The organism is Streptomyces yaizuensis, assembly GCF_034961445.1.
Taxonomy (GTDB): domain Bacteria; phylum Actinomycetota; class Actinomycetes; order Streptomycetales; family Streptomycetaceae; genus Streptomyces; species Streptomyces yaizuensis.
In genome coordinates, this window is the sequence record NZ_BSBI01000015.1 from 211,309 (window position 1) to 226,126 (window position 14,818).

The following is a 14,818-nucleotide window of genomic DNA, read 5'->3' on the forward strand; positions in this document are numbered from 1 at the left end:
GCGCGCCTCTATCAGCCCGGTGGCGGCTGTCAGGCGTTCGCCGGTGCCGGATCGGCGGGTTCCCCGGACGCCCCGGATCCCCCGGACCCTTCGGACTCCCCGGATTCCTCGGCCGGCCCGGACTCCTTGGTCGGCCCGGACTCCTTGGTCGGCCTGGAATCCTCGGCCGGCCCGGACGCGGACGGCTCGGATTCGGACTGTCCGGATACGGTCGGCTCGGATGCTGCCGCCGTCGCCTCGGCGTCCCGCGCCGCCCGCCGGTCGCGCAGCTCGCGGCGGACCAGGATCACCCAGCCGATCGGCACTCCGGCGGTGAACAGCCACCACTGGACCGCGTACGCCATGTGCGCGCCGATCGAGTCGTGGTCGGGCTCGCCGATCAGCTCGGGCTGCTTCGAGACGGGCCGGGGCTCCGCCAGCTCCAGATAGCCGCCGAGCACCGGCCGGCCCAGGGCCTTCGACCGCTGCCCGCTGTTGATCAGCATCACCTGGCGGTCGGGCAGCGCCCGGTCCTTGATGCCGCTGGTGCCCGTCGTCTCGTCGGCCTTCAGCTGCCCGACGACGGTGACCTCGCCCTTCGGCGGGGGCGGTACGGGGGGGTACGCCCGGGGGTCGGCGGAGGAGGGGATCCAGCCACGGTTGACGAGAACCGCCCGGCCGTCGGCCTGGACCAGCGGGGTCAGGACATGGAATCCGACCCGCTCGTCGGCGTTGGTGCGGAGCCGGACGACGACCTCGCCCCTGGTGTCGAAGACACCGGTCGCGGTGGCCCGGCGCCAGTAGTCCGAACGGGGCACGGTGTGCCCGGGGGAGGTCAGCTCGGCCACCGGGACCGGCTTCGCCCGCAGATTCCGTTCGATCAGCGCGTTCTGCTCGACCCGGCGCTCATGGCGGTGGTACTGCCAGAAGCCCAGCTCGATCATGGTCGGGACGAGCGCGAGGCCGACGAGGGTGAGGATCACCCACTGGCGGGTCAACAGAAAGCGGTACACGGCTTCGACCGTACCTCTTGCCCCGGACGCTCCTGGGAGCGGGGCCACCCAGGGACGCTCCCGGACCCGCTCCGGTCCTCGCGCCCGGCCCGGCCGGGCTCGCCCCGTGGCCGCCCCGGGCCTCTTTCGGCTCTGCCGGCGCCCGCCCCTCACACGTGGTCCACCACCCCCGCCTTCCCCTCCGCGCGGGCGCAGTGGGCACCGCAGTACCAGTGCCCCTGCACCTCCACTCCCTGGCCGATGACCTGGACCCGGCAGTGCTCGCAGAGCGGTGCCATCCGGTGGATCGCGCAGGCGAAGCAGTCAAAGACGTGCACGGCCCCCTGCGCGTGCACCTCGAACGACATCCCGTAGTCGTTTCCGCAGACCTCACAACGTGCCATGCGCCACAGCGTGCGGCGCGCGGGCGCGGAACCGGCGCACGGCACGCCAGGCCGTCACCCGTCTGCGCCGCCGCGCGCCCCCGGCTTCCGCCTCAGCTGCCCGCCCCGGCCGTCCGCCTCCGCCTACGGGTCCTGCCGTGCGGGAGCCACGTCCCGCAGCAACTGCGTGAAGGCGGCCTCGTCCAGCACCGGCGTGCCGAACGACCGCGCGCGGCTGGTCTTGGTGGTCGGCGACTGCGGATCGTTGGTCACCAGCAGACTGGTCAGCCGGGAGACGCTGCTCGCGATGTGCAGCCCCGCCTCCACCGCCCGGTCCTCCAGCAGCTCCCGGTCGACGGAGGTGTCCCCCGAGAACGCCACCCGCATCCCCTGCCGCAGCAGCCCTCCCGGCTCGTACCGCCCCGGGTTGGGATAGGGGCACGGCGGCCGCTTGCGCGAGGGACGCCAGCTGCTCTGCCCCCCGTACGCGCCGCCGCCCGCACGGCCGTGCGAGGGCTGATGGCCGACGCGGGGGACGGCGGGGGAGTCCGACCACTCGATCAGCGGACGGCACTCCAGAAGCGGCAGCCGCACCCCGTCCCGCGCCGCCGCCCGCAGACTCGGACGGAACGCCTCCGCCAGTACCCGGGCATCGTCCAGCGCGTGGTGCGCCCGCTGCTGGACCACGCCGAAGTGGGCGGCCAGGGACTCCAGCTTGTGGTTGGGCAGCGGCAGCCGCAGCTCCTTGGCGAGCGCGATGGTGCACAGCCGCTGCCGGGTCGGCGCGGTCAGCCGGGCGCGCGCGTACTCCCTGGCGATCATGGACCAGTCGAAGACCGCGTTGTGCGCGACGAGGACCCGGCCGTCGAGCCGGGCCGAGAACTCGTCGGCGATCTCCCCGAAGAGCGGCGCCCCTTCGAGGACGTCCGACGTCAGCCCGTGTATCCACACCGGCCCCGGATCCCGCTCCGGGTTGACCAGGGTGTACCAGTGGTCCTCGACCTCGCCCAGGGCGTCCAGCCGGTACACGGCAGCGGAGACTATCCGGTCGTCGCGGGCGAGTCCGGTGGTCTCCACGTCGACGACCGCGTATCCCTGGGGATACGCGGTCGGCCACGCCGGCGCTGCTGTCGTGCTGTCGTCGGGCATGGTCACAGAGAATACGGCCCGCCACTGACAGCATTCGATCCGCCCGCCGATCCGCCCGCCGATCCGGACGGGCCGTTCGGAGGTCCGCGCCGGTCGTTCAGGGGTTCGCGCGGGTTGTTCAGCGGTCCGCGCGGGTCGTTCAGGGGTACGGGGCCGGTGGAATGGGACCCTCCCCGGGTGAACCAGTCCTCCCGCGCGGCCCACGACGCGGCCCGGGCCGGCTCCCTCGGCCCCCGGCTCAACTGGCTGCGCGCCGCCGTCCTCGGCGCCAACGACGGCATCGTCTCCACCGCCGGCCTGGTGGTCGGCGTGGCCGGCGCCACCGACGACCGCTTCGCCCTGCTCGCCTCCGGGCTGAGCGGGCTGCTCGCGGGCTCGCTCTCCATGGCCGCCGGCGAGTACGTCTCCGTCTCCAGCCAGCGCGACTCGGAACAGGCCGCCCTCGCCGTGGAGAAGCGCGAACTGCGCGAACGGCCCGACGCCGAACTCGACGAACTGACCGGCCTGCTGACGGACCGGGGGCTCTCCCACGAGGTGGCCCGCGAGGCCGCCGTCCAGCTCACCGAGCGGGACGCGCTGCGCGCCCACGCCCGGGTGGAGCTGGGCATCGACCCCGACGCCCTCGCCAACCCCTGGCACGCGGCCGGCGCCAGCTTCCTCGCGTTCACGGCGGGCGCGCTGCTGCCGCTGCTCGCCATCGTGCTGCCGCCCTCCTCCACGCGGCTCGCGATCACCGTCTGCTCGGTGCTCGTGGCGCTCGCCTGCACGGGCTGGGGGAGCGCCCGGCTGGGCGCGGCGAACCCCCGGCGGGCCGTCGCCCGCACTGTCGGCGGGGGAGCGGTGGCGATGGGGGTGACCTACGCGGCCGGCTCGCTCCTCGGCTCCCTCGGGGTCTGACGGGCCCGCCCGGCGCCTCCGTTCCGAGCGGGCCGCCCGTCCTGCGCCCCGCTTGCCTGCGCCCCCGCTTGGCGGAACCCACCAAATCTTGCTGACAATTTGTCTCGCATACTTGTAAGTAACACTATCTAGCCCGGCCCCGACCGGCGCGCTTACCGTGCCCTCATGCCGAATCCCCCCGATGTCGTGCTGTGGTCGATCCCCGCTTTCACCCTGCTCACCGCCCTCGAATGGGCCGTCATCCGGCGCCACTCCGACGACATCGGCGACTCCGGGGGGCCCGGCGGGGCGGCGGGGTACGACACCCGGGACGCGGCCACCAGCATCGGGATGGGCGTGGGCAGCGTCCTCTTCGACCTGCTGTGGAAAATCCCCATCGTCGCCGTGTACACGGCCGTCCATGAACTCACCCCGGCCCGGATCCCCTTCCTCTGGTGGACCCTCGCGCTGACGCTGCTCGCGCAGGACTTCCTCTACTACTGGTCCCACCGGAGCCATCACGTCGTACGGATCCTCTGGGCCTGCCACGTGGTCCACCACTCCAGCCGCAGATTCAACCTCACCACCGCGCTGCGCCAGCCCTGGACCGGCCTCACCGTGTGGCCGTTCTATCTGCCGCTGATCGCCCTCGGGACGCACCCGGCCATGGTGGCCCTCTGCTCGTCCGTCAACCTCGTCTACCAGTTCTGGGTGCACACGGAGCGGATCGGGCGACTGCCGCGCCCCTTCGAATACGTGCTCAACACGCCCTCCCACCACCGGGTCCACCACGCGTCCCAGGGCGGCTACCTGGACCGCAACTTCGGCGGCATCCTCATCATCTGGGACCGGCTCTTCGGCACCTTCGTCCCCGAGACCGCCCCACCCGTCTACGGCCTCACCAAGAACATCGACACGTACAACCCGCTGCGGGTCGCCACCCACGAGTACGTGGCCATCGCGCGCGATCTGCGGGCCGCCGACGGCTGGCGGCAGCGCGCCGGACATCTCCTCCGGGGCCCCGGCTGGAAACCGGCCCCACGGCCCACGCCGCCCACGCCGCCAGTGCCGCCCGCGTCACCCGCACGGCTCGCGCCGCCCGTATCCCCCGAATCGCCCGCATCCCCCTCCGCCCCGACGACCGACGCAGGACGTGCCCCATGACCTCTGCACCGCACACCCCCGGGCGGACCCTCGTCCCCCGGGACACCCTGGGCCTCGCCCTGCTCGCCGCCTTCGGCCTGGCCCTCCTCGCGGACCTCGGCTCGCTCGCCGTGGACGCGGAGACGGGCCACCGCGTGGCGAAGCCGCTGCTGATGCCGCTGCTCGCCGCGTACACCCTGATACGGGGCGGGCCCCGGCTGCTCGCCGTCGCCCTGCTGCTCGGCTGGGGCGGCGATGTCCTGCTGCTCCTCGACGCCGAGTGGGCCTTCCTGGCCAGCATGGGCTCGTTCGCGCTCGGCCATGTCTGTTATCTGACCCTGTTCGGGCGCTGCCGCACCCCGAAGCCGCTGCCGCCCGTCTACGGCACCGCCCTGGCGCTCGCGGTGGTGCTGCTCTGGGCCGACCTCCCCGCAGATCTACGGATTCCGGTGGCCGGATATGCACTGCTGCTCACGGCCATGGCATGGCGGTCGAGCGGTGTCGGACGGGTCGCCGGGGTGGGTGGGGCACTCTTTCTGGCCTCGGATCTGATCATCGCCACCGAGGTGGCGGCCTGGCCGCAGCCTCCCGTGGCCGACCTCTGGATCATGCTGCTGTACGGGGTGGGCCAACTGCTGCTGACCCTGGGGCTGCTGAACCGCGCCGACGCCGCCAGGACGGCCGGCACGGGGGCCGGCCTCCCGGCGGGTCCGGCCGCACCCGTATCCGGAACACCCGTATCCGGAACACCCGTATCCGGAACACCCGTATCCGGAGCGGCGGGACCCGGATCGACCGGGCCGGAGTAGGACGACGGAGAGTCCGAAAGGGCAGGCCAAAGGGGGCCGGGCACCAGGCCCGACCCCCTCCGGTTCGACCGATTCCGCTCAGCGACCCAGCGACCCAGCGACCCAGCCACTCAGGGGCTCGGCGGCTCAGGGGCTCAGCAGTTCAGCGGCTCAGGTGGCCCGCTGCCTCAGCGGCGCACCGCGTCCAGCGCGTCCGCGACACCGGTGCCGTAGAAGCCGTTCTTCGTCTTCTTGCCCTCGCACACCGCGTCGATGGTGCCGTCACCGTCGATGTCGTACGGGTTGGTGCACGCGGTGTCGTCCGACTGCGCGTGCAGCATCGCCTTCACCGCGGCCGGGGAGGCCTTCGGGTGCTTCGACTTGATGAGCGCGACGACACCGGCGACATGCGGCGACGCCATCGACGTACCGCCCTTGTAGACGTACTTGCCGCCCACCGTGGTGGAGAGGATGCGGCCGTCGGTGGCCGGGGCGTCCGGCTTCTGGTAGGCCGTGCGGTCTCCGCCGGGGGCGGAGATGTCGACCACGCCGTTGCCGTAGTTGGAGTACGACGCCTTCAGGCCCTTCGCCCCCAGCGCGGAGGTGGTCACGACACCCGGCAGCTGCGTCGGGATGTCCAGGCACTGCTTCGGGTTGATGTACCGGGTGCCCGGGGTGGTGTCGTTGGGGCTGGTCTCGTCGGTCAGCTCCTGGGCCGACAGGTCCAGACCGTCGTTGCCGGCGGCGGCGACGTTCACCGCGCCCTTGGACTCGGCGTACCGGGTGGCCCGCTGCACGGCCTCGACCAGGGCCTTCTGGTCGGGGTCGTTCTTGCAGGCGAACAGCCACGGGTCCACGTAGTAGCTGTTGTTGGTGACCTCGACGCCCTTGTCCGCGGCCCAGACGAAGCCGCAGACGACCGCCTCGGTGTAGAAGAAGCCGGCCGTCGTCGACACCTTGATGCCGGAGACCTTGACGCCCGGGGCGACACCGGTGACGCCGATGCCGTTCTTGGCGGCGGCTATGGTGCCGGCGACATGGGTGCCGTGGTCGCTCTCGCCCGCGGCCGGACGCCAGGAGCCCTCGGTGGTGACCGGCTTGCCCGAGACGCAGTTCGCCGAGGCGTTCCGGTCGAAGTTGGCCGTCAGGTCGGGGTGGGTGTCGTCGACGCCCGTGTCGATCACGGCGACCGTGACCTTCTTGCTGCCCAGGGTCTTCTTGTGGGCCTGGTCCGCCTTGATGGCGGGCAGGCTCCACTGGAGCGGCTCCAGCGGGTCCTCACCGGCCTCTGCCCGGCGGGCGGCGGAGCGGGCCTCCTCGGCCGTCAGCGGGCGGCTGGAGTCCGTCGCGTTGTCCGTGGCGGCCTGGAGCGGCGCCGTACGCGTGGCACCCGCCGACACGACGCCCTTGGCCTTGCGGATCGTCGGGGCGAACGCCGGGTTCTGGGAGTGGACGACGATGACGCCTATCTTGTCGTAGGCGATCACTATGGAGCCACCGGCCCTGGCTATGGCCTTCTTGACGTCCTTCGCGGTCTGGGCGCCGCTCTTCACGTTCACCACGTACGACAGCTTCGGTCCGGGCGCGGCGGACACCGCCGGCGCGGACGTCTCACCGGCGGGCGCGGCCGTGGCCGCCGCCGTGGGGAGGAAGCCGAGCGAGGCAGTGAGCGCCAGACCGACGGGCAGGGCGAGCGCGCGCCGCCGTCCGGTTCCCAGAAGAGCCATGGATTCTCCAGATCATGGTGTGCCTACCGCCCCCGCACGGCGTGCGCGTGGGCGCGTACATGACCAGCGAAGTTATCGCCCTTGGTGATCAGCAGCAATGAGTACGAGCGGAAAATCTCAACAAGATCCGGCGGTCGTGAAGAAAAAAGGCCGATGTTGAACCGTCCCGGCGTGCTCTCCGTGCCGTTGTCAGGAGGAGGAGCAACATCAATCCGCCCTCCTGAACCAGCCAAAACGAGGTCCGCCTTGTCCAACCCCGCCGCTCCCGCGTCACGAGGAGAGTCCGTGACTACCGACGCACCACCGCCACCGCCGCCCACGGGCGGTCCGGGCACCCACCGCGCGCAGCCCACCACCGAGCAGTACGTCGAGGTGCAGCGCAGCGCGGACTTCGGCGAACTGCGCCGTACCTACCGCTCCTTCGCCTTCCCGCTGACCGTCGCGTTCATCGCCTGGTACCTGCTGTACGTCCTGCTCTCCAACTACGCCGGTGCGTTCATGGGCACCCAGGTGGTCGGCAACATCAACGTGGCCCTCGTCCTCGGCCTCGCGCAGTTCGCCACGACCTTCCTCATCGCCTGGCTCTACTCCCGGCACGCGGCCGCGAAGCTCGACCCCAAGGCCGACGCGATCAAGGCCCGGATGGAGGCGGATCTGTGAGCACCACGCTCCAGCTCGCGGCGGCGAGCGCCACCACCGAGCACCGCCCCCTGATCATCACCCTCTTCGCCGCCTTCGTCGTCGCCACCCTCTTCATCACCGTCTGGGCCGGCCGCCAGACCAGGAGCGCCGCCGACTTCTACGCGGGCGGCGGCCAGTTCACCGGCTTCCAGAACGGTCTGGCGATCTCCGGGGACTACATGTCCGCCGCCTCGTTCCTCGGGATCGCCGGCGCCATCGCCCTCTTCGGCTACGACGGCTTCCTCTACTCCATCGGCTTCCTCGTCGCCTGGCTGGTGGCGCTGCTCCTCGTCGCCGAACCGCTGCGCAACTCCGGCCGGTTCACCATGGGCGACGTCCTCGCCTACCGCATGCGCCAGCGGCCCGTGCGCACCGCCGCCGGCACCTCCACCATCGTCGTCTCCATCTTCTATCTGCTCGCGCAGATGGCGGGCGCCGGTGTCCTGGTCTCCCTGCTGCTGGGCATCACCAACGACACCGGGAAGGTCCTCATCGTCGGCCTCGTCGGCGTCCTGATGATCCTCTACGTCACCATCGGCGGGATGAAGGGCACCACCTGGGTCCAGATGGTCAAGGCGGTCCTCCTCATCGCCGGCACCCTCCTGATCACCTTCCTGGTGCTGCTGAAGTTCAACTTCAACATCTCCGACCTCCTCGGCACGGCGGCCGACAAGAGCGGCCACGGCGCGGCCTTCCTGGAACCCGGACTGAAGTACGGCGCCACCGAGACCTCGAAGCTGGACTTCATCTCCCTCGGCATCGCCCTGGTCCTCGGCACCGCCGGACTGCCGCACATCCTCATCCGCTTCTACACCGTGCCCACCGCCAAGGCCGCCCGTAAGTCCGTCAACTGGGCCATCGGCATCATCGGCGCCTTCTACCTCATGACGATCGCCCTCGGCTTCGGCGCCGCGGCCATCATCGGCCCCGAGGAGATCAGCGCGTCCAACAAGGCGGGCAACACGGCCGCGCCGCTCCTCGCCCTCCATATCGGCGGCACCGACTCCGCCTGGGGCGCGATCCTGCTCGCCGTGATCTCCGCGGTCGCCTTCGCCACCATCCTCGCGGTGGTCGCCGGGCTCACCCTCGCCTCCTCCTCGTCCTTCGCCCACGACATCTACGCCAATGTCATAAGGCGCGGCCAGGCCACCGAGAAGGAGGAGGTCCGCGCCGCCCGCTGGGCCACCGTCGCCATCGGTGTCGTCTCCATCGCCCTCGGTGCCCTCGCCCGCGACCTCAACGTCGCCGGACTGGTCGCCCTGGCCTTCGCCGTCGCCGCCTCGGCCAATCTGCCGACCATCCTCTACAGCCTCTTCTGGAAGCGCTTCACCACCCAGGGCGCGCTCTGGTCCATCTACGGCGGACTCACCGCCTCCGTGGTCCTGGTGCTCTTCTCGCCGGTCGTCTCCGGGAAGCCCACCTCGATGTTCAAGAACGCCGACTTCTACTGGTTCCCGCTGGAGAACCCGGGCCTGGTCTCCATCCCGCTGGGCTTCCTCCTCGGCTGGCTGGGCTCCCTGCTCTCCAAGGAGAAGCCGAACGCGGAGAAGTACGCGGAGCTGGAGGTCAAATCCCTCACCGGGGTCGCCGTCGGCACCCCCATCTCCCACTGACCCGTCTCCCACCGACCCGCCGACGCACCTCCCGCCGACGCACTGCCCACCGACCCACCGACCCACCGCGCCCGTCCCCGGGGAACGCACCCCGGGGACGGCCCGCCCCCTCCGGCCCCTGCCTCCGGGAAGCGGCGGATACGGGAGTGTCGGACCCCTGACGTAGGCTCGAAGCAGCTGATCCTCCAGGGGAAGGGGGCCCGTGGTGCTCGTCGACACCTATGGCCGGGTCGCCACCGACCTGCGTGTCTCACTGACGGACCGGTGCAATCTCCGCTGCACCTACTGCATGCCGGAAGAAGGGCTCCAGTGGCTCGCCAAGCCCGATCTGCTCACCGATGACGAGATCGTCCGGCTGATCCGGCTGGCCACCACGGAGCTGGGCGTCACCGAGATCCGCTTCACCGGCGGCGAGCCCCTGCTCCGCCCCGGCCTCACCGGCATCGTGGAGCGCTGCGCCGCGCTCGACCCCCGCCCCCGGCTCTCCCTCACCACCAACGGCATCGGACTCGCCCGCACCGCGCCCGCCCTGCGCGCCGCCGGCCTCGACCGGGTCAATGTCTCCCTCGACACCCTGCGGCCCGAGGTCTTCCGCCGGCTCACCCGCCGCGACCGCCACCAGGACGTCCTGCGCGGCCTCGAAGCCGCCCGCGCCGCCGGACTGACCCCCGTCAAGATCAATACGGTGCTGATGCCCGGAGCCAACGACGACGAGGCCCCCGAGCTGCTCTCCTGGGCCATCACCGAGGGGTACGAGCTGCGCTTCATCGAGCAGATGCCACTGGACGCCCAGCACGGCTGGCGGCGCGAGGGCATGATCACCGCGGATGACGTACTGCGCTCGCTGCGCACCCGCTTCACCCTCACCCCGGAGGAGGAGGGCCGTGGATCGGCGCCCGCCGAGCGGTGGATCGTGGACGGCGGCCCGCACCGGGTCGGCGTGATCGCCTCCGTGACCCGCCCGTTCTGCGGCGCCTGCGACCGCACCCGGCTCACCGCCGACGGGCAGATACGCAACTGCCTCTTCGCACGCGAGGAGACGGATCTGCGGGCCGCGCTGCGCTCCGGCGCCCCGGACGGGGAGATCGCGGAGACATGGCGGGCGGCCATGTGGGGCAAGAAGGCGGGCTCGGGCCTGGACGACCCCTCGTTCCTCCAGCCGGACCGGCCCATGTCGGCGATAGGCGGCTGACCGGGACCGGCGCCGGGAGCCGGGGAGGGATCGGGCCCGGGGCGGGTCCGGGCTCCGTGACTGACCGGCCGATCAGCCGATCAGGGCAGCGGGTGGCAGCCGGGGGCAGCCGTGGGGCGGCTCAGCCGCCCCGGACGGTCCCCTCCGGGCCGTCGCCGCTGCCGCCGTCACCGTCGCCGGAGCCGGTCTCCCGGGCCTCCCACTCCGCCAGCGTCACGACATCCTTCAGGAAGCCGCGCACCCCGAGGAAGGACGAGAGGTGCTCGCGGTGCTCGTCGCACGCCAGCCAGGTCTTGCGCCGCTCGGGCGTGTGCAGCTTGGGGTTGTTCCAGGCCAGTACCCAGACCGCCGCGGCACGGCAGCCCTTGGCGGAACAGATCGGGGGCTCGGCGGTCACGGCGTTCACTGCTCCACTGCACGAAGGGGCCGCGTACCCGGGCGGGGCCCGGCACGGCCGCACATGGCGACGCCGGGCAGCCACGGGGGGAGCTGCCCGGCGTCGGTCCACAGCTCCGACGGGGGATGCGGAGCGCGTACGAAGTATGTCACGGGTAACGGGGTGTGGTGCACAGGAACTTCAGGATTGCGTCTGAGCTTTTTTTGAGGTTTCCCGGTCCGCTTCGTCCGTCGCGTCCGCCGCCGGCGCCGGCTCGATCATCGGCCGGGGCGGGGAGCCCAGATAGGTCGAGGGCAGCGACGGGGACGTCTCGCGCCCCGCGTTGGCGATGACCACCGCGACATAGGGCAGCAGCATCCCCAGCACCAGGGCGACGATCGCCACATGCCGCTCGATGTTCCACAGCAGGGCGGCGAGCAGGAAGGACAGGGTCCGTACCAGCATCGAGATCACATAGCGGCGCTGCCTGCCACGGACGTCCTCGGCCAGCCCACGGCGGGCGCCCGTGATCCGGAAGACTCCCGCGTCCGACTGCTTCCGCATCGCTCCACCACCTGTTGTTCCGCCGGTCCCGGCAGGTTCCACGGTACGCCGACCACCCGGCCACGACGAGGGCGGGTGCCCGTTCGGCCCTACGTGGGAGGGGTCCGCCGCAAGCCGTACGGCCCTGCCCGACATGCGCCGTATGGCGGATGGGCCGACACTGACGGCGTAACTGCTCACACGGAGCCGTACGAGGAGGCAGCCATGGGCTGGTTGTGGGCGATCATCGTGGGATTTGTGCTGGGTCTGATCGCCAAGGCGATCCTTCCCGGGAAACAGCACCTTCCCTTGTGGCTTGCCACCATCTGCGGCATCGGCGGGGCCGTCCTCGGCAACTGGCTCGCGGCGGGCCTCGGGGTCGCGCAGACCGCCGGCATCGACTGGAGCCGACACGCCTTCCAGCTCGTCGCCGCGATCATCCTGGTCTTCCTCGGCGACCGCGCCTGGATCGCGATGAAGGGCAGACACCGCACGGCCTGACGGCCCGAGAGCCCGAGAGCCCGAGAGGAGAGCGGTGGGGGTACCGGCCCGGAACCGGACCGGTACCCCCACCGAACCTCAGGAGGAGGCGACCTCGATGGCGGCGAGGTTCTTCTTGCCGCGGCGCAGGACCAGCCAGCGGCCGTGCAGCAGCTCGCCGGCGGCCGGGACCGCGTCCTCGGCGGTGACCTTGACGTTGTTCACGTAGGCCCCGCCCTCCTTCACGGTCCGGCGGGCCGCGGACTTGCTCGCGGCGAGCCCGACCTCGGTGAAGAGGTCCACCACCGGCGCCAGCTCGGCGACCGTGGCGTGCGGCAGCTCCAGCAGCGCCGCCCGCAGGGTCGGCTCGTCCAGTTCGCCCAGCTCACCCTGGCCGAAGAGGGCCTTCGCCGCGTACTCGGCGGCCGCGCACTGCTCGGCCCCGTGCACCAGCGTCGTCAGCTCCTGGGCCAGCGCCCGCTGGGCGGCCCGCGCCTGCGGGCGCTCGGCGGTCAGCCGCTCCAGCTCCTCGATCTCCTCCCGGGACCGGAAGCTGAAGATCCGCAGGAACTTCGCCACGTCCCGGTCGTCCGCGTTCAGCCAGAACTGGTAGAACGCGTACGGAGTGGTCCGCTCCGGGTCCAGCCACACCGTGCCCGACTCGGTCTTGCCGAACTTGGTGCCGTCCGCCTTGGTGATCAGCGGTGTCGCCAGCGCGTGCACCTCGGCCTGGGGCTCCACCCGGTGGATCAGGTCGGTGCCGGCCGTCAGATTGCCCCACTGGTCGCTGCCGCCGGTCTGGAGCACGCAGCCGTGCCGCCGGTACAGCTCCAGGTAGTCCATGCCCTGGAGGATCTGGTAGCTGAATTCGGTGTAGCTGATGCCCGCGTCCGAGTTCAGCCGCCGGGCGACCGCCTCCTTCGCGATCATCTTGTTGACCCGGAAGTACTTGCCGACGTCCCGCAGGAAGTCGATCGCCGACAGCCCGGACGTCCAGTCCAGGTTGTTGACCATGGTCGCGGCGTACGGGCCCTCGAAGTCGAGGAAGCGCTCGATCTGCCCGCGCAGCCGGTCCACCCAGGCGGCGACCGTCTCCGGCGCGTTCAGCGTGCGCTCCGCGTTCGGCTTGGGGTCGCCGATCAGACCCGTCGCCCCGCCGACCAGACCCAGCGGACGGTTCCCCGCCTGCTGGATCCGGCGCATGGTGAGGATCTGCACCAGATTGCCCAGATGCAGACTGGGCGCGGTCGGGTCGAAGCCGCAATAGAACGTGACGGGACCGTCCGCGAACGCCTTGCGCAATGCGTCCTCGTCAGTGGACTGGGCGATCAGCCCGCGCCACTGCAACTCGTCGACGATGTCCGTCACGGTTCTCGGCTCCTCGGAAAAACTCGGAAGTATTCGGTGATCATCGGAAAGGGCGGGCCCGCCCGGCTCCGCACGAGACGGGTCGTACGGGTGAACCCACCCCCCGAGGTTATACGCCCTGGCTCACCGAACTCATATTGAAATCGGGGACCCGGAGCGCCGGCATCGCCGCACGGGTGAACCAGTCGCCCCACTCGCGCGGCAGCGTCCGCTCCGTACGGCCCGCCTCGGTCGCCCGGGAGAGCAGATCCACCGGCGACTCGTTGAAGCGGAAGTTGTTCACCGCGCCGGTGACCTCGCCGTTCTCCACGAGGTAGACACCGTCCCTGGTCAGCCCCGTCAGCAGCAGGGTCGCCGGGTCGACCTCCCGGATGTACCACAGACAGGTCAGCAGCAGCCCCCGCTCCGTCGCCGCCACCATCTCCTCCAGCGAACGCCCGCTCCCGCCGTCCAGGATCAGGTTCCCGGCCCCGGGCGCGACCGGCAGCCCGGTCAGCGCCGCGCTGTGCCGGGTGGTCACCAGATGCTCCAGCCAGCCCTCGCGCACCCAGTCCACCGGCGGCACCGGCAGACCGTTGTCAAAGACGGACGCGTCGTCGCCCGAGGAGTGCGCGATCACGAAGGGCGCCGACTCCAGCCCCGGCTCCCCGGGGTCGCTGCGCAGATTCAGCGGCAGCGGGGACAGCGTCTCGCCGACCCGGGTACCGCCGCCGGGCCGGGAGAAGACCGTACGGCCCTCCACCGCGTCCCGCGCCGCCGACGACCACAGCTGGTAGATCAGCAGATCGGCCACGGCCGTCGGCGGCAGCAGCGTCTCGTACCGCCCGGCGGGCAGCTCGATCCGCCGCTCGGCCCAGGCCAGCCGCTGCGCCAGGGCGGCGTCGAGCGCCCCCGGGTCCACATCCGTGAAATCGCGCGTGGCCTGCCCAATCCAGGCCGACCGGGAGAGGTCCGGCGACTTGGCGTTCAGCTCCAGCGTCCCGTTCGGCTGGTCGTGGCGGAGCCGCAGCCCCGTCGAGGTGCCGAGATAGGTCGAGGTCAGCTCGTGGTTGGCGAAGCCGTACAGCTCCCGCCCCCCGGCACGGGCCCGCGCGAACGCCTCGCCCAGCGCCGGCGCGAAGTTCGCGAACACCGACGACGAGGTCTCCGCCGGCTCCTCCATGAACCGCGGATCCGCCGCGCCCCCGGCGACCAGCGGCTGCGCGTCCTCCGCCGGACCCGAGGTCCGGGCCGCCTCCTCCGCCGCCCGGACCAGCGTCTCCAGCTCGCCCGGGGTCACCCCGGACCGGGAGACCACACCGGAGGCGGTGCCCTCGGCGCCGCCGACCGTCGCGATCACGGTCAGGGTCCGGCCCCGGGTCACCCCGTTGGTGGTGAGCGCGTTGCCCGCCCAGCGGAGATTGGCGGAGGAGTGCTCATCGGCGATGACGACACAGCCGTCCGCCTTGGAGAGACCGAGGGCGCGTTCGACGATCTCGTACGGCTTGCTCGCGCTGCGGCTCATCGACCCGCCTCCTGCGTCGTATTG

16 protein-coding genes are annotated in these 14,818 nt (G+C 71.5%); 7 read left to right on the forward strand and 9 right to left on the reverse strand.

The window, feature by feature from the left end; genetic code table 11:
* Positions 1–29: 29 nt before the first annotated feature.
* From SYYSPA8_RS30695 to SYYSPA8_RS30705, 3 genes are all read right to left on the reverse strand, one after another.
* Entirely contained in the window at positions 30–992 is a 963-nt protein-coding gene (locus SYYSPA8_RS30695) for an SURF1 family cytochrome oxidase biogenesis protein (protein WP_323450657.1), read from the reverse strand.
* Positions 993–1,141: 149 nt separating this feature from the next.
* Positions 1,142–1,375, reverse strand: coding sequence for a hypothetical protein (locus SYYSPA8_RS30700; protein WP_323450658.1), 234 nt, complete (start codon positions 1,373–1,375; stop codon positions 1,142–1,144).
* A gap of 123 nt (positions 1,376–1,498) precedes the next feature.
* Complete coding sequence (locus SYYSPA8_RS30705) at positions 1,499–2,509, reverse strand: DEDDh family exonuclease (RefSeq protein WP_323450659.1); 1,011 nt, start codon at positions 2,507–2,509, stop codon at positions 1,499–1,501.
* A 171-nt stretch (positions 2,510–2,680) separates the two neighbouring features.
* On the opposite strand from SYYSPA8_RS30705, the gene SYYSPA8_RS30710 reads away from it, so the two are divergent.
* The 3 genes from SYYSPA8_RS30710 to SYYSPA8_RS30720 all read left to right on the forward strand — a co-directional run bounded on the left by SYYSPA8_RS30710 (position 2,681) and on the right by SYYSPA8_RS30720 (position 5,331).
* Entirely contained in the window at positions 2,681–3,400 is a 720-nt protein-coding gene (locus SYYSPA8_RS30710) for a VIT1/CCC1 transporter family protein (protein WP_323450660.1), read from the forward strand.
* Positions 3,401–3,565: 165 nt separating this feature from the next.
* Positions 3,566–4,543, forward strand: coding sequence for a sterol desaturase family protein (locus SYYSPA8_RS30715; protein WP_323450661.1), 978 nt, complete (start codon positions 3,566–3,568; stop codon positions 4,541–4,543).
* Positions 4,540–5,331, forward strand: a complete 792-nt coding sequence (locus SYYSPA8_RS30720) for a lysoplasmalogenase (RefSeq protein ID WP_323450662.1) — start codon at positions 4,540–4,542, stop codon at positions 5,329–5,331. Before SYYSPA8_RS30715 ends, SYYSPA8_RS30720 begins: the two co-directional genes overlap by 4 nt.
* A 167-nt stretch (positions 5,332–5,498) precedes the next feature.
* On the opposite strand, the gene SYYSPA8_RS30725 is transcribed toward SYYSPA8_RS30720, so the two are convergent.
* Positions 5,499–7,037 carry a S8 family peptidase gene (locus tag SYYSPA8_RS30725; RefSeq protein WP_323450663.1) on the reverse strand — a complete coding sequence of 513 codons (1,539 nt, stop codon included), beginning with the start codon at positions 7,035–7,037 and terminating at the stop codon, positions 5,499–5,501.
* A gap of 23 nt (positions 7,038–7,060) precedes the next feature.
* Complete coding sequence (locus SYYSPA8_RS30730; RefSeq protein ID WP_323450664.1) at positions 7,061–7,291, reverse strand: hypothetical protein; 231 nt, start codon at positions 7,289–7,291, stop codon at positions 7,061–7,063.
* Positions 7,292–7,322: 31 nt separating this feature from the next.
* On the opposite strand from SYYSPA8_RS30730, the gene SYYSPA8_RS30735 reads away from it, so the two are divergent.
* The 3 genes from SYYSPA8_RS30735 (at position 7,323) to moaA (ending at position 10,523) form a co-directional block, all read left to right on the forward strand.
* The gene (locus SYYSPA8_RS30735) at positions 7,323–7,697 is read left to right on the forward strand and encodes a DUF485 domain-containing protein (protein WP_323450665.1); all 375 of its coding nucleotides are present in this window, start codon (positions 7,323–7,325) and stop codon (positions 7,695–7,697) included.
* On the forward strand, positions 7,694–9,331 hold the full coding sequence (locus tag SYYSPA8_RS30740) for a solute symporter family protein (protein WP_323450666.1): 1,638 nt from the start codon (positions 7,694–7,696) through the stop codon (positions 9,329–9,331). The genes SYYSPA8_RS30735 and SYYSPA8_RS30740 overlap by 4 nt, the downstream gene beginning before the upstream one ends.
* 205 nt (positions 9,332–9,536) lie before the next feature.
* Positions 9,537–10,523, forward strand: coding sequence for a GTP 3',8-cyclase MoaA (gene moaA / locus SYYSPA8_RS30745; RefSeq protein ID WP_323450707.1), 987 nt, complete (start codon positions 9,537–9,539; stop codon positions 10,521–10,523).
* 121 nt (positions 10,524–10,644) lie between these two features.
* On the opposite strand, the gene SYYSPA8_RS30750 is transcribed toward moaA, so the two are convergent.
* Both SYYSPA8_RS30750 and SYYSPA8_RS30755 read right to left on the reverse strand, forming a co-directional pair.
* On the reverse strand, positions 10,645–10,929 hold the full coding sequence (locus SYYSPA8_RS30750) for a hypothetical protein (protein WP_407706118.1): 285 nt from the start codon (positions 10,927–10,929) through the stop codon (positions 10,645–10,647).
* Positions 10,930–11,100: 171 nt separating this feature from the next.
* Positions 11,101–11,463 carry a DUF3099 domain-containing protein gene (locus SYYSPA8_RS30755; RefSeq protein WP_323450667.1) on the reverse strand — a complete coding sequence of 121 codons (363 nt, stop codon included), beginning with the start codon at positions 11,461–11,463 and terminating at the stop codon, positions 11,101–11,103.
* Between the two features lie 204 nt (positions 11,464–11,667).
* On the opposite strand from SYYSPA8_RS30755, the gene SYYSPA8_RS30760 reads away from it, so the two are divergent.
* Positions 11,668–11,943 carry a GlsB/YeaQ/YmgE family stress response membrane protein gene (locus SYYSPA8_RS30760; protein ID WP_323450668.1) on the forward strand — a complete coding sequence of 92 codons (276 nt, stop codon included), beginning with the start codon at positions 11,668–11,670 and terminating at the stop codon, positions 11,941–11,943.
* A 78-nt stretch (positions 11,944–12,021) separates the two neighbouring features.
* Here SYYSPA8_RS30760 and tyrS read toward each other — a convergent pair whose 3' ends face one another.
* Together tyrS and SYYSPA8_RS30770 are read right to left on the reverse strand one after the other, a co-directional pair.
* Positions 12,022–13,290 (reverse strand): tyrosine--tRNA ligase, encoded by a 1,269-nt coding sequence (gene tyrS / locus SYYSPA8_RS30765; RefSeq protein ID WP_323450669.1) that lies wholly within the window; start codon positions 13,288–13,290, stop codon positions 12,022–12,024.
* Positions 13,291–13,399: 109 nt separating this feature from the next.
* A complete protein-coding gene (locus SYYSPA8_RS30770; RefSeq protein WP_323450670.1) occupies positions 13,400–14,794 on the reverse strand; it encodes a metallopeptidase TldD-related protein in 1,395 nt (464 codons plus the stop codon).
* Between the last annotated feature and the right edge of the window lie 24 nt (positions 14,795–14,818).